Origin of the sequence: Glycomyces sambucus (assembly GCF_900102815.1) — a bacterium.
Lineage (GTDB): Bacteria > Actinomycetota > Actinomycetes > Mycobacteriales > Micromonosporaceae > Glycomyces > Glycomyces sambucus.
Genome location: NZ_FNGF01000001.1, coordinates 348,741 through 361,518, shown reverse-complemented (window position 1 = coordinate 361,518; position 12,778 = coordinate 348,741). Strand labels below are relative to the sequence as shown.

At 73.8% G+C, this 12,778-nt stretch carries 10 protein-coding genes; 5 read left to right on the top strand and 5 right to left on the bottom strand.

The window, feature by feature from the left end:
• Positions 1–25: 25 nt before the first annotated feature.
• Positions 26–1,210: a sulfotransferase family protein gene (locus BLS99_RS01695; protein ID WP_091042450.1), complete on the top strand. Its 1,185-nt coding sequence runs from the start codon at positions 26–28 to the stop codon at positions 1,208–1,210.
• Positions 1,211–1,213: 3 nt separating this feature from the next.
• On the opposite strand, the gene BLS99_RS01690 is transcribed toward BLS99_RS01695, so the two are convergent.
• Positions 1,214–1,711, bottom strand: coding sequence for a GNAT family N-acetyltransferase (locus BLS99_RS01690; protein WP_218126156.1), 498 nt, complete (start codon positions 1,709–1,711; stop codon positions 1,214–1,216).
• Positions 1,712–1,913: 202 nt separating this feature from the next.
• Between BLS99_RS01690 and BLS99_RS01685 the strand changes: the two genes are divergently transcribed.
• A complete protein-coding gene (locus BLS99_RS01685) occupies positions 1,914–2,138 on the top strand; it encodes a CsbD family protein (protein WP_091042441.1) in 225 nt (74 codons plus the stop codon).
• Between the two features lie 84 nt (positions 2,139–2,222).
• Here BLS99_RS01685 and BLS99_RS01680 read toward each other — a convergent pair whose 3' ends face one another.
• A complete protein-coding gene (locus BLS99_RS01680; protein WP_091042438.1) occupies positions 2,223–3,284 on the bottom strand; it encodes a LacI family DNA-binding transcriptional regulator in 1,062 nt (353 codons plus the stop codon).
• 109 nt (positions 3,285–3,393) lie between these two features.
• Positions 3,394–6,306, bottom strand: a complete 2,913-nt coding sequence (locus BLS99_RS01675; protein ID WP_091042433.1) for a glycoside hydrolase family 2 TIM barrel-domain containing protein — start codon at positions 6,304–6,306, stop codon at positions 3,394–3,396.
• 413 nt (positions 6,307–6,719) lie between these two features.
• Here BLS99_RS01675 and BLS99_RS01670 point away from each other — a divergent pair, with 413 nt between their 5' ends.
• A complete protein-coding gene (locus tag BLS99_RS01670; protein ID WP_091042429.1) occupies positions 6,720–7,655 on the top strand; it encodes a DMT family transporter in 936 nt (311 codons plus the stop codon).
• 52 nt (positions 7,656–7,707) lie between these two features.
• Here the strand turns inward: BLS99_RS01670 and BLS99_RS01665 are convergent, their stop codons facing one another.
• Positions 7,708–8,262 carry an SRPBCC family protein gene (locus BLS99_RS01665; protein WP_143034653.1) on the bottom strand — a complete coding sequence of 185 codons (555 nt, stop codon included), beginning with the start codon at positions 8,260–8,262 and terminating at the stop codon, positions 7,708–7,710.
• A 349-nt stretch (positions 8,263–8,611) separates the two neighbouring features.
• Here BLS99_RS01665 and BLS99_RS01660 point away from each other — a divergent pair, with 349 nt between their 5' ends.
• The gene (locus BLS99_RS01660) at positions 8,612–9,397 is read left to right on the top strand and encodes an SGNH/GDSL hydrolase family protein (protein WP_091042422.1); all 786 of its coding nucleotides are present in this window, start codon (positions 8,612–8,614) and stop codon (positions 9,395–9,397) included.
• 295 nt (positions 9,398–9,692) lie between these two features.
• Entirely contained in the window at positions 9,693–10,472 is a 780-nt protein-coding gene (locus tag BLS99_RS01655) for an SGNH/GDSL hydrolase family protein (RefSeq protein ID WP_091042417.1), read from the top strand.
• Positions 10,473–10,644: 172 nt separating this feature from the next.
• Here BLS99_RS01655 and BLS99_RS01650 read toward each other — a convergent pair whose 3' ends face one another.
• Positions 10,645–12,756 carry a RecQ family ATP-dependent DNA helicase gene (locus tag BLS99_RS01650; RefSeq protein ID WP_091042412.1) on the bottom strand — a complete coding sequence of 704 codons (2,112 nt, stop codon included), beginning with the start codon at positions 12,754–12,756 and terminating at the stop codon, positions 10,645–10,647.
• Positions 12,757–12,778 lie beyond the last annotated feature (22 nt).

Here is a 12,778-nt window from a genome sequence, read left to right as displayed (position 1 = left end):
AAGCGGCACAAAGGAGTCCAAAACGATGGAGCGCGTCGCCCCCTGGCTCAGGGCCGTCAACACGGTCCTCACCCCCGCCATCGCGGGCCGGCGCAAGAAGGTCGACCGCCACATCGAACGCGCCGTCCGCGAAGCCGAGACCCGCACCGACTCCACCGCCCACGGCGACGACGACTTCATCGAGGACATGCGCGTCCTCCTCCACGCCTACGCCGCCGTCCCCGACCTCACCCCCCTCGGCTGGCTCACCGCCTCCCAAGAGGTCACCGACCGCATCGAGAACCGCCTGCGCATCCGCAAACTCCACGCCCTCGACCCCGACACCGCCGACGAGCGCATCGACCGCCCCGTCATCGTCACCGGCCTCCCCCGCACCGGCACCGCCGTCCTCCAGCGCCTCCTCGCCGCCTCCCAGGGCCTGCGCGCCCCCCTCCTCCACGAACTCATGCACCCCGACTTCCCCGACGTCCCCGACACCGACGCCCGCCGCCGCACCGAACGCGTCGTCGACGTCCAGCGCCGCGCCGTCCCCACCTTCGGCGACCTCTACGACATGCACCCCGACCGCCCCGACTCCTGCGTCTGGGTCCTCCCGCACGGCATCGGCCACCTCGTCCGCGTCCACCCGCCCGGCTACGTCCAGTGGATGCTCGACCGCGACTACGCCCCCGACTACCGCTACCTCAAGCAGACCCTCCAGGTCCTCCAGCGCGGCCGCCCCCGCCGCCGCTGGGTCCTGCGCGCCCCCGCCCACCTGTGGAACCTCGGCGCCCTCATGAAGACCTTCCCCGACGCCCGCATCGTGTGGACCCACCGCGACCCCGCCACCGCACTCGCCTCGCTGTGCTCCATGACCGAGACCGCCATGGCCCTCAACACCACCGAGCAGCACCCCCACGACATCGGCCGCCTCTGGCTCGGCCTCCTCGCCACCGGCACCGACCGCGCCCGCGCCGAACGCGCCCGCCTCCCCGCCTACACCGTCCTCGACGTCCCCTACCGCCACCTCACCGGCCAGACCGACCGGCTCCCCGAACTCTTCGCCCGCCTCGACGTCCCCTGGGGCCGCACCGAGCAGGACGCCCTCACCACCGCCCTCGCCACCCGCCCCACCGGGCACCACTACGACCTCGCCCGCTACGGCCTCGGCCCCGCCGAGGTCGACCACGCCCTCGCCGACTACGAGCGCATCTACGGCGCCTTCCTCTAACGCCTAGAGCGCCAAGGAGAACGCCCACAGCGGCACGCCCGGCAGCGGCTCCCAGTCCAGCGACGGCTCCCGCTCGAACCCGAGCCGCCGGTAGATCCGGTGCGCCGTCGTCATCTCCCGCTGCGAGCACAGCACGATCCGCTTCGTCCCCGCCTCCGCGCGCGCCCGCTCCACGCACGCCGCCGCCAGCGCCGACCCCGCTCCCTTCCCGGCCGCCTCGGGCGCGACCGCGAGCATCCGGATCTCGGCGTCCCCGTCCCCGCCCAGCTCCATGAGCGGGCTCCCCTGGAACGCGATCGTGACCCCGCCGAGCAGGCGGTCGCCCTCGCCTTCCACCGCGACGAGCACCGTCGCGCTGGCGGCCCGTTCGGCGACGTCGCGCAGCCGGGGCGTGTAGCCGTCCTGGAGGCCGCCGATGAGGAACCCGCCCCGGAGGTACGAGTCGACGGTCAGGTCGCCGAGGGCCGTGTACTCGGCCGGGCGTACTTCTCGAATGTCCACGTGGGGATTGTGCCAAGCGGGGGCGGCGGGCGCCATCGGGAATCCGACCGGGTCCTCCGGCGGGCGCCATCGGACACGGGACGCTGTGGACGGTGTATTCCCAGTTCACGAGCATGGAATGACAGCGGTGGAACCGTTCATGTGTGTGATCGGGCCCTGCGGGGGTACCCCCGGGTCGAACCCACCGAAGGAGGAGCCAGCAATGGGTGCATTCGACCAGGCGAAGGACAAGGCCGAGCAGCTGAAGGGGCGCGCCAAGGAGAAGTTCGGCGACGCCACCGACAACGAGAGTCTCGCCAACGAGGGCCGCGCCGATCAGGTCAAGGGCAAGGCGAAGGAGAAGTTCCACGACGTCCAGGACGACGCGGGGGACAAGCTCCACGACGCCAAGGAGCGTCTGACCGGCGACCGGGACGAGAACCGCTAGCCGTTTCGCCGCACGGGCCGGGGCGCGGGGCGTCCCGGCCTTCGGCGTGCGCGGCGCAGCGCCGCCGCCCAGCGGCCCGCGCGGCTACCTCCGCCGCGGGGGCGCGACGGTCTCGCGGACCACGATGTGGGTGCCGAGGACGACGCGGTCGTCCACCTCCGGTCCCCTGTGGAGGGCGAGGCGGACGGCCTCGCGGCCCAGCTGCTCGTGCGGCACGTGCACCGTGGTCAGCGCGGGCGTCAGGTCCGAGGCGAGGGGGATGTCGTCGAAGCCGACCACGGACATGTCCTCGGGGACGCGCACGCCCGCTTCGCGCAGGGCCTTGAGGACCCCGGCGGCGACCATGTCGGTGGCGGCGAAGACCGCGGTGACGTCGTCGCGCTCGGCGAGGAGCTTCTTGGTCAGCTCGTGCCCGCTGGACTTGGTGAAGCTACCGGGGAGGATGAGCGCCTCGTCGACTTCGACGCCGTGGTCGGCGTGGGCCCGCTTGAAGCCGCGGATGCGCTCGTCGGTGGTGGTCAGGCCCTCGCCGAAGCCCATGTAGGAGATGCGGCGGTGCCCGGCCGAGAGCAGGTGCGAGGCCATCGCGTACGCGCCGCCCTCGTTGTCGTAGTGGACGACCGTGGCCGGGACGTCGTCGCCGGGGGAGGGGCGCCCGCACAGGACCAGGCGCGAGCCGGACCGGTCGAGCGCGGTCGCGAAGTACCGCATGCGCTCGCGGTAGTGCTCGTCGTCCCAGGCGCCGCCGACGACGATGACCGCCTCGGCGTGCTGCTCGCGCATGAGCTCCACGACGGCCAGCTCCCGCTCGGGGTCGCCGTGCGTGGTGCACAGCAGGCACAGCCGCCCCTCGGACGCGGCCTGCTGCTCGACGCCGCGCGCGATGTACGCGTAGAAGGGCCCGGTGACGTCGTCGACGACGAACGCGACGGTCTTGGTGGTGGCGCCCGCGAGCGCGCGGGCGTGGGCGTTCACGACGTAGTCGAGGTCGCGCATGGCGCGCAGGACCTTCGACCTGGTCGCGGGCGCCACGGGGTAGTTCCCGGCGAGGACCCGCGAGACCGTCGGCACCGACACGCCGGCGCGGGCGGCCACGTCCCGGATGGTGGGGCGCTTGCCCGCGGTCTCGGCGTTCTTCTTGGGCACTGGGGTCCTTCTCTCACCGGTTGGGATGCGACGGGTCCGCACTCAGGGTAGTTCACACCGTGGACACCCGTTGCGCGCGAACCCGCCGCACCCGCTCGTCACAACGTCCTCATGCGCCCGTCGCGAAGCCGAGGGTGAACGCGGTCGCGCGCGGCAGGAGGCGGTGCTCGGGGAGCACGCCGGGGCCGCACGCGGCCGAGCCCATGCCGTGGAGGCCCGCGTCGAGGTTGACGTGGAGCCGGTCGCGTTCGACCAGGTCGGTGCGGTGCTTCGCGGCCTCCAGGTCCTCGCTCGTCCACGGCCGCACCGTGAGCGCGAAGTGCGGGGCGCCCAGGACGGTGAGGCGGCGGCCCCCGCCGGAGAGGACCGCCCAGCGCACGTCGATGCGCGAGCCGTTCTCCTGCGGGAACACGTACGGGGTCTGGAGTCCGGCGACAGTGGACCGGAACCGGCCGACGCGGGCGGCGGCGCGCGTGTCGGCGTACGCCTCGCCGGGCCCGCCGCCGAACCAGGTCACCTCGTCGAGCTCCTTGGGGAGCGCGGCGCGCACGCCCAGGCGCGGCAGCGGGAGGTCCCACGCGCCCTCGGGGTCGACCTCGACGGTGAGCCACAGGCGGTCCCCGTCGCGGGTCCACCGGTAGACGGCGCCCATGCCGGCCTCGGCGCCGGCGGCGGCGACCCGGGTGGCGACGGTGAGCCCGCCGGCGTCCGCCTCGATGCCGAGGACCTTGTGCTCGAGGCGGTCGAGCCCCGCGGCGCGGTCGCGCCACGCGTCGGCGAGCGGCGCGTGCCACGAGCGGAGGTCGTTGTCGGTGGGGGCCCGCCACAGGTCGAGGCGGGGCCCGTCGATTTCCAGGCCGCCGATCGCGGTGAGGCGCCCGAGGGCGTCGAACGCGGCGTCGCCGAGCCGGTAGCCGCTCCCGGCGGCCTCGGCGGGGGCGCCCCCGGCGGGCGCGGGCGCGGGGGCGGCGGCGAGTCGCGCCTGGCCCCAGGCGATCTCGTGCCCGGCCCCGGCCCACGGCTCGTCCTTCGCGAGGACGGCGCGGACGGTGAGCCACCGCTCGCCGCGCGGTTCGCCGAGGTCGGCGACGGGGGAGGGGAACTGCACGATCGCGGCGTTCCCGGGGTCGAGCGCGGGGAGGTCGAGGCGGCCGGTGCGCTCGGTCTCGCCGTCGTCCTCGACGGCCCATTCGAACGCGAGGTCGCCGGTGCCGGCGAAGTCGCGGAGGTTCTCGACGGTGATCCGGCGCGGGCCGGGGTCGACGGTGATGCGGACGGGCTCGACGACCTTCTTGAACTCGACCAGGCCGGGGGAGGGCTCGCGGTCGGGGAAGACGAGGCCGTCGACCACGAAGTTGCCGTCGTGGAGCGGTTCGCCGAAGTCGCCGCCGTACGCGAACCACTCGCGCCCGTCTTCGGTGCGGCGGCGCACGCCGTGGTCGATCCACTCCCACACGAACCCGCCCTGGCAGCGCTCGTGCTGCTCGAACAGGCGCTGGTACTCGCTCAGGCCGCCGGGGCCGTTGCCCATGGCGTGCGCGTACTCGCAGAGCACGAACGGGATGCCCCGGCGGTGCGCGTCGAGCGCGGGGTCCTTCGTGGACTGCTCGGTCCGGTGCCCGATGCGGTCGGTCTCGGCGTGGTCGGCGTACATGCGGGAGTAGACGTCGACGTACCCGCAGTCCCAGTCGCCCTCGTAGTGGACGGGGCGGCCGGGGTCGCGCTCCTTGACCCACGCGGACATGGCGGCGAGGTTCTGCCCGGTGTGGGACTCGTTCCCGAGGGACCACATGATCACCGAGGCGTGGTTCTTGTCGCGCTCCACCATGCGGGCCATGCGGTCGAGGTACGCCTCGCGCCACGCGGGCTCGTCGGAGGGGTTGCTCCGCCACTCGTGGAGGACGAAGCCGTGGGTCTCCAGGTCGCACTCGTCGACGACCCACACGCCGATCTCGTCGCACAGGTCGAGGAAGCGGCGGTCGGGCGGGTAGTGGCTGGTGCGGACGGCGTTGACGTTGTGGCGCTTCATGACCTCGAGGTCGCGGCGCATCGTCTCGACCGAGAGGGTCCGGCCGTGGTCGGGGTCCCACTCGTGGCGGTTGACGCCGCGCAGGAGGATGCGGCGGCCGTTGACCTTGAGGAGGCCGCCGTCGACCTCCACGGTCCGGAAGCCGATCCGCAGGGCGACGCGCTCGGCCGCGGTGGCGACGGCGGCCTCGTACAGGCGCGGGGTCTCGGCGGTCCACGGCTCGACGCGGACGGCGGCGGTCTCCCCGGCGGCGATGTCGATGCCGAGTTCGGGGACGGTGACGCGGGCGCCCTCGGGGGCTTCGACGCGCAGGGTGCCCAGGCCGGTGCGGTGGTCGTAGGAGGCGTGCGCGAACACGTCCTCGATCCCGCCTTCGGGGCGGTGGACGAGCGAGACGGGCCGGAAGATCCCCGACAGCCACCACATGTCCTGGTCCTCGAGGTAGGACCCGGCGGACCACTGGTGGACGCGGACGGCGACGGTGTTCTCCCCGGGCCGCACGGCGCCGGTGGCGTCGAACTCGGTGGGCAGGCGCGAGCCCTTGCCGTCGCCGAGGAGGGTCCCGTTGACCCACACCGCGAACGCGGAGTCGACGCCCTCGAAGCGCAGCACGGTCCGGCCGGTCGCGGGCCAGTCGGCGGGGAGGGTGAAGGCGCGGCGGTACTCGCCGGTGGGGTTCGCGTCGGGGACCCGCGGCGGGTCGACCGGGAACGGGTAGACGACGTTGGTGTACGCGGGTCTCCCGTACGGGGCCGCGCCGTCGAGGTCGTGCATCTGCCACATCGACGGGACGGCGAGGAGGTCCCACCCGTCCGCGTCGAAGGCCGGGTCCTCGAACCCGGCGGTGGTGTCGTGGAGCCCCGCGCCCAGCCGGAAGCGCCAGTCGCCGTCGAGGGCGAGCGCGGCGGCGTCGGAGTCGAGGGCCGCCCGGGGTCCGCGCCGCCCGCTCCCAGGGCTAACGCTTTCCACATAGGTGAAGTCGGTCCGGCTCATGAGATACCTCTCCAGTAGGCGATCATTCCCGTCGGGCCGCCGCGCGGGCGCGGCCGCCTCGCACCGGTGCGACGGGAGGGGCCCGACCATTGTGCGTCACGGACCGGCCGGGCGCACCCGGCCGGGTCCGGCGCCGACGGCACTGCGGACCACCCGGGTAGATACCGGTATCTATCCTAGGGCGCCCCGCCCCGGCCCCCGCGACCCGGGTCCCACCCGCCCCACCGGCTCCCGCGCTCCACCGGCCGCCTCGCACCGCGCCCGCCCGCCGCCCCGTCCCGCCCAGTCACTTGACCGATAACGCCCGCGCGAGCGCGGTGCTAGGTTGAGCGCGGCGCCGTCCACGCCCGCGCCCCCGCCCACCTGCGCCCCGCCTCGCGACCCGAGGCGCCCGTCCCTGAGGAGCCACCGCCTTGAGCGAGCGATTCAACACCCGCGCGGCACTCGCCGTCGGCGTCACCGTCTTCTGCTGGGCCTCGGCCTTCGTCTCCATCCGCGACGCCGGCAGGCACCTCGACCCCGGCCCCCTCACCCTCGGCCGCGCCGGCGTCGCCGCCGTCGTCCTCCTCGCCGTCTGGGCGATCCGCCGCGAAGGACTCCCCGGCCGCCGCGCCTGGCCCGGCATCGCCACCGCCGGCGTCCTCTGGTTCGGCGTCTACATGGTCGCCCTCAACTGGGGCGAGCAGCTCGTCGACGCCGGCACCGCCGCCCTCATCGTCAACATCGGACCCATCCTCATCGCCCTCCTCGGCGGCTGGATCCTCAAAGAGGGCTTCCCTCCCCGGCTCTTCCTCGGGATCACCGTCGCCTTCGCCGGCGTCGCCGTCGTCTCCCTCTCCATGTCCCGCGACAGCGCCGCCTCCGTCCTCGGCGTCCTCCTGTGCCTGGTCTCCGCGATCACCTACGCCATCAGCGTCGTCGTGCAGAAGCCCACGCTCCAGCACTGCTCCTCGCTCCAGTTCACCGCCTTCGGCAACGCCATCGCCGCCGTCCTGTGCCTGCCGTTCGCCCCGCAGCTCTTCGCCCAGCTCGGCGACGCCCCGGTCTCGGCCACCCTCCACGTGCTCTACCTCGGCCTGTTCCCGACCGCGCTCGCGTTCCTCACCTGGGGCTACGCGCTGCGCTACACGACCGCCGGGAAGATGGGCGCCACCACGTACGTCGTCCCCGCGATCGTCGTGGTCCTCTCCTGGGCGATGCTCGGCGAGATCCCCACCTGGCTCACCCTCGCCGGCGGCGCGCTCGCCCTCGTGGGCGTCGCGATCTCGCGCTCCGGCGGCCGCGCCGGCAAGAAGGCCGCCCCGCCCGCCGCACCCGCCGAAGAGGTCGCCCCGACCGCCAAATCCTGACAGGGCCCTAGGGGTCCGCGGATCGGACCGGCCGTCGTCCGGCCCGCGGGCCCTAGCCCAGGCCCTCCGCGAAGCGGCCCAGCCGCTCCTTCCACGCGGCCTTGGCCGCCGCGGCGGCCTCGGCCGAAGCGAGCTTCGCGATCTCGATCCCGACGATCGTCCTGTCGCCCTTGGCGGTCAGGTTCGCGTACACCTGGCTGCCGTCGCCCGCGTCGAACCGCACCGACTTCGGCGGCGACGCGCTCCGCTGCGACAGCTCCAGGCCCCCGGCCCACGCGGCCTGCCGCTCGGGGTCGGCCAGGTGCTCGAAGGCCGCCCCTATCGGGGCGGCCACGGTCTTGGAGGCGCTGGCGCTGAACGTGCCGTCGGGGCGCTGCCCCGGCTCGCGCAGGCCGCGCTCCTGCTCGTACCCGACGGTGATCGACTGCGCCCACCACCCGTCGATCTCGAACTCGCCCACCAGCAGCCTCGCGATGGCGGCGTGGTCGAGGTCCGCCGCGCCCCGCTCGTCGAGCAGCGCCAGCCACGTCCTCCAGTCCGCGCCGGTGCCCTCGATGAGGGCCTGGTCGGACATGCCGTCCCGCCGCCGCGCCGTCGATTCGCCCATGGGCCCAGCCTAGGCCCGCAGGGCCGGGCGAGGACCCGGTTCGCGGCCCTGGGGGAACCGCGGTTCCCGGCCCGGCGGGACGCCGGTTCGCGGCCGTGCGGGAACCCGGTCCGCGCCGCCCGCGCGCTTTCGCCCCGCCTCGGGTTCGCTGGCCGCGTCGCGAGCCAGCCTCGCGTTATCGCCGGGAAAAGGCAGTGTCGTACCCCCGCGATACACTCGCGTCCAGGGGTCCCTTAGGGGGGAAATATCGCGTTATAGCGTGATCCATCCGTAAAACAGGGGTTTCGAGACGGACCGCGGAGAACGGGCAATAAAGTTCCACCTCGAACCGACTCGGAACGGAGCCCGAATGAACCCTGTGCGCCTCGCGGCCGCGGCGCTGGCCGCGTCAGCCGTCCTCATCCTCACACCCGCCGCCGCCGAGGCGTCGTCCTGGCCCGTCGAGTACGCGGCGCTCGGCGACTCGTACTCCTCCGGCACCGGTGCCGGGAACTACACCGACGAGCAGTGCCTGCGCTCCGACCTCGCCTACCCCCGGCTCCTCGCCAACGGGCTCGGCGCCGACCTCGCCTTCGCCGCCTGCTCCGGCGCGACCAGCGCCGACCTCCTCGCCGAGCAGCTCGGCGCCCTCCACGAGAGCACCGACCTCGTCACGCTCACCATCGGCGGCAACGACATCGGCTGGACCGAGGCCGTCGCCGCCTGCCTCACCCCGCTCGTCGACTGCACCGACGAGATCGCCTACTCCGAGACCCTGATCCGCGAGGAGCTGCCGGGCCTCCTCGACGGCGTCTACGGCGCCGTCGCCGACCGCGCCCCGAACGCCGAGGTCCTCGTCATCGGCTACCCGCGCCTGTTCAACGAGCGGAGCACCTGCGGCGCACTGCACCAGCCCACCGTCGCCGAGCAGGTCCGCATGAACCAGGGCGCCGACGTGCTCGCCGAAGTCCTGGCCGACGCCGCCGCGGCCCACGACTTCACCTATGTGGACGTGCGCGACGCGTTCGCCGGGCACGCCGTCTGCGACGAGGTCCCCTACCTCCACGGCCTGCGCTACCCGACCGCCGAGTCCTTCCACCCGAACGCCCTCGGCCACGCCAACGGCTACTACCCGGCCGTCGCCCGAGCCGTCTGACCCGGCCGCGCACTCGGGCCGCTCGTTCGGTCGTTCGATAGTGCCGCTCGGCGGCGCCAGTCGATGACGCCAGTCGACGTTGCCGCCCGGCCGGACCGCCTGAGCGGCGCCGGCCGACCGCGCCCGGCGGGGCGGACCTTCCGTCCCGCCGGGCGCCACCCTGCCCGCCGGCACCACCCTCAGAATGAGATGTGTAAATTTCCCGATTTGTTACCGTCCTGGGGTTCCCCTCAAGTTACCGGCGAGTTCACAATGTGTGGCAAGTTCTTTCCCCCCGAACGCGAAGGATCCCGCCATGGACCGACTCCGACGATCAGCGACGATCGCCGTCGCCGCGCTCGCCATGCTCCTCCTCGTCCCAGCCGCCGCCCAGGCCCAGCAGACCGACTACGTCGCCCTCGGCGACTCCTACTCCTCCGGCTCGGGCGCCGGGCCCTACACCGACGCCGCGTGCCAGCGCTCGAACAAGGCCCACCCCGCGCTCCTCGCCGCCGACCTCGGCGCCGAGCTCACCTTCGTCGCCTGCGGCGGCGCGACCACCGGCGACGTCCTCGCGAACCAGGTCCAGGCCCTCGACGCCGGGACCGACCTCGTCACGATCGGCATCGGCGGCAACGACATCGGCTGGACCGACGCGGTGATCGCCTGCATCACCCCGTTCCGGAACTGCACCCCCGTGATCGAGGAGTCCGAGCGGCAGGCCACCCAGGAGCTGCCCGCCAAGCTCGACGCCGTCTACGCCGAGATCGCCGAGCGCGCGCCCGACGCCGAGGTCTACGTGACCGGCTACCCGCGCCTGTTCGCCGCCCGCAACACCTGCGACGCCCTGGGCACCATCAGCATCGCCGAGCAGGTCCGCATGAACCAGGGCGCCGACCTCCTCTCCGCGGTCATCGAGGCCGCCGCCGAGGAGCACGGGTTCACCTATGTGGACGTGCGCGACGAGTTCACCGGCCACGAGATCTGCTCGCGCAGCCCCTGGCTGCACGGCTTCACGCTGCTCGACGTCCCGTACCACCCGAACGCCGCCGGGCACGCCGCCGGCTACTACCCGGCCCTGCTCGCCGCCCTCTAGAAGCGTTCACCGACCCCCGGCGGCTCGCATAGCGTCCGCGGGGGCCGGTGCACACCCGCTAGGGCCGCCGCGGGGACCTCGACCGCACTCCTCCACCAGAGCGGGCCCGGGCGCTGTCGTCGCGCCCGGGCCCGTCCTCCGTCAGTTCTGGTACGGCTGCAAGCGGATGCGGTCACGCCTGGAGGGCGAGCGCCAGCGGGTGCACCGCCGCCGCCCCGGCCTCGCGCAGGCGCATGGCGGCGACCGTGGCCGTCCAGCCGCTGTCGCGCACGTCGTCCACGAGCAGCACGCTCGCCGCCGGCACCGGGAAGTCCACGGTGAACGCGTCGAGGACCTGGTGCAGCCGCTGCGCGCTGTTCGCCCGGTGCGCACCGGAGACCGCGCTCGGAGTCCGGCCCAGCGCGCCCAGGTACTCCATGCGGCCGAGCGCGGCGATGCGCTCGGCGAACCCGTTCACCAGGCGCGGGCGTGAGAGCGACCCGGTCGAGACCACCACCGAGGGCCGCTCCGCCCAGTCCCACGCGGCGAGGACCTTGACCACGGCGCCGAACACGTCGTCGGGCACGTCGCGGTCGGCGCCGTCCGACAGGAGCGCGCGCAGCGGCCCGCCCCAGCCGATGTCCGACAGGCGCGCCAGTGCCCGGCCCGGCTCGGCCCCGAGCCCGGGTGCGATCTTGCCCTTGAGGTCGACGCCCATCGCCTGCATGCCCGTGGGCCACATGCGCTTCGGCTCCACAGTGACGCCGGGCTTCGAGAGTGCCGCCGCCGCGCCCTCGGCCGCCTCGGAGGACACCTTCGACTCGGCGCGCGTGCCCGTGCAGTTGTCGCAGCGCCCGCACGGCGCCGCCTCGGCGTCGTCGAGCTCGGTGCGCAGGAACTCCAGTCGGCAGTCCTTCGTGGACTCGTACGCGAGCATCCGCTGCTGCTCGTGGCGCCTCGCGGCGGCGACCTTCGCGTACCGCTCGGCGTCGTAGGTCCACGGCTCGCCCGTGGCCTCCCAGCCGCCCTTGACGCGGCGGACCGCGCCGTCCACGTCGAGGACCTTGAGCATCATCTCGAGCCTGGTGCGCCGCAGGTCGACCCGCGTCTCCAGCGCCGCGGTCGACAGGGCCCGGCCCTCGGCGCCGAGCACGTCGAGCGTGCGCCGCACCGCGTCCTCGGCCGGGAACGACAGCGACCCGAAGTAGTCCCAGATGGCGCGGTCCTCGGCGCCCGGCAGGAGCACCACCTCGGCGCGGTCGCGCGCGCGCCCGGCGCGGCCGATCTGCTGGTAGTACGCCACCGGCGACGACGGCGCTCCCAAGTGGACGACGAACCCGAGGTCGGGCTTGTCGAAGCCCATGCCGAGCGCGCTGGTGGCGACGAGGGCCTTGATGCGGTCGTTGAGGAGGTCGTCCTCGCGGGCGAGGCGCTCGGCGTTGTCGGTGCGGCCGGTGTAGGAGGCGACGGCGTGGCCGCGGCTCCCGAGGTAGTCGCTGACCTCCTCGGCGGCGGCCACGGTGAGCGTGTAGACGATGCCCGAGCCCGCGAAGCGCGGCAGGGCCTCGTCGAGCCAGGCGAGGCGGTGCGCGTTGTCGGGGAGATCGGCCACCGAGAGGTGCAGCGACTCGCGGTCGAGGGTGCCGCGCAGGACGAGGGTGGGAGTGCCGGGGCGGTCGAGCTGCTCGGCGATGTCGTCGGAGACGCGGGCGTTCGCGGTGGCGGTGGTGGCCAGCACCGGGACGCGCTCGGGGAGGTCGTCGATGAACGTCGCGATGCGCCGGTAGTCGGGCCGGAAGTCGTGGCCCCAGTCGGAGATGCAGTGGGCCTCGTCGACGACGAGCATGCCGCAGCCGGCGGCGAGCTTCGGGAGCTGGTGGTCGCGGAACGCGGGGTTGTTCAGGCGCTCGGGGCTGATGAGGAGCACGTCGACGGCGTCCTCGGCGATGGCCTCGGCGGTGGCGTCCCAGTCCTCGGGGTTGGCCGAGTTGATGGTGCGGGCGCGGATGCCGGCGCGCTCGGCGGCCTCGATCTGGTTGCGCATGAGCGCCAGGAGCGGCGAGACGATGACGGTGGGGCCGGCGCCGCGGCGGCGCAGCAGCGCGGTGGAGGTGAAGTAGACGGCGGACTTCCCGAACCCGGTGCGCTGCACCAGCAGGACGCGCCGCCCCGCCTCCTCCTGCCCGCCGGTGCAGAGCGCCTCGATGGCCCGCCACTGGTCGTCGCGCAGTCTCGCGTGCTCGCCCGCGAGGGCGCGCAGCAGCGCTTCGGCTTCGTTTCTCAGCGTTTCGGTGGTTTCCCCCATGGGGACCGTTGTACAGCACTGG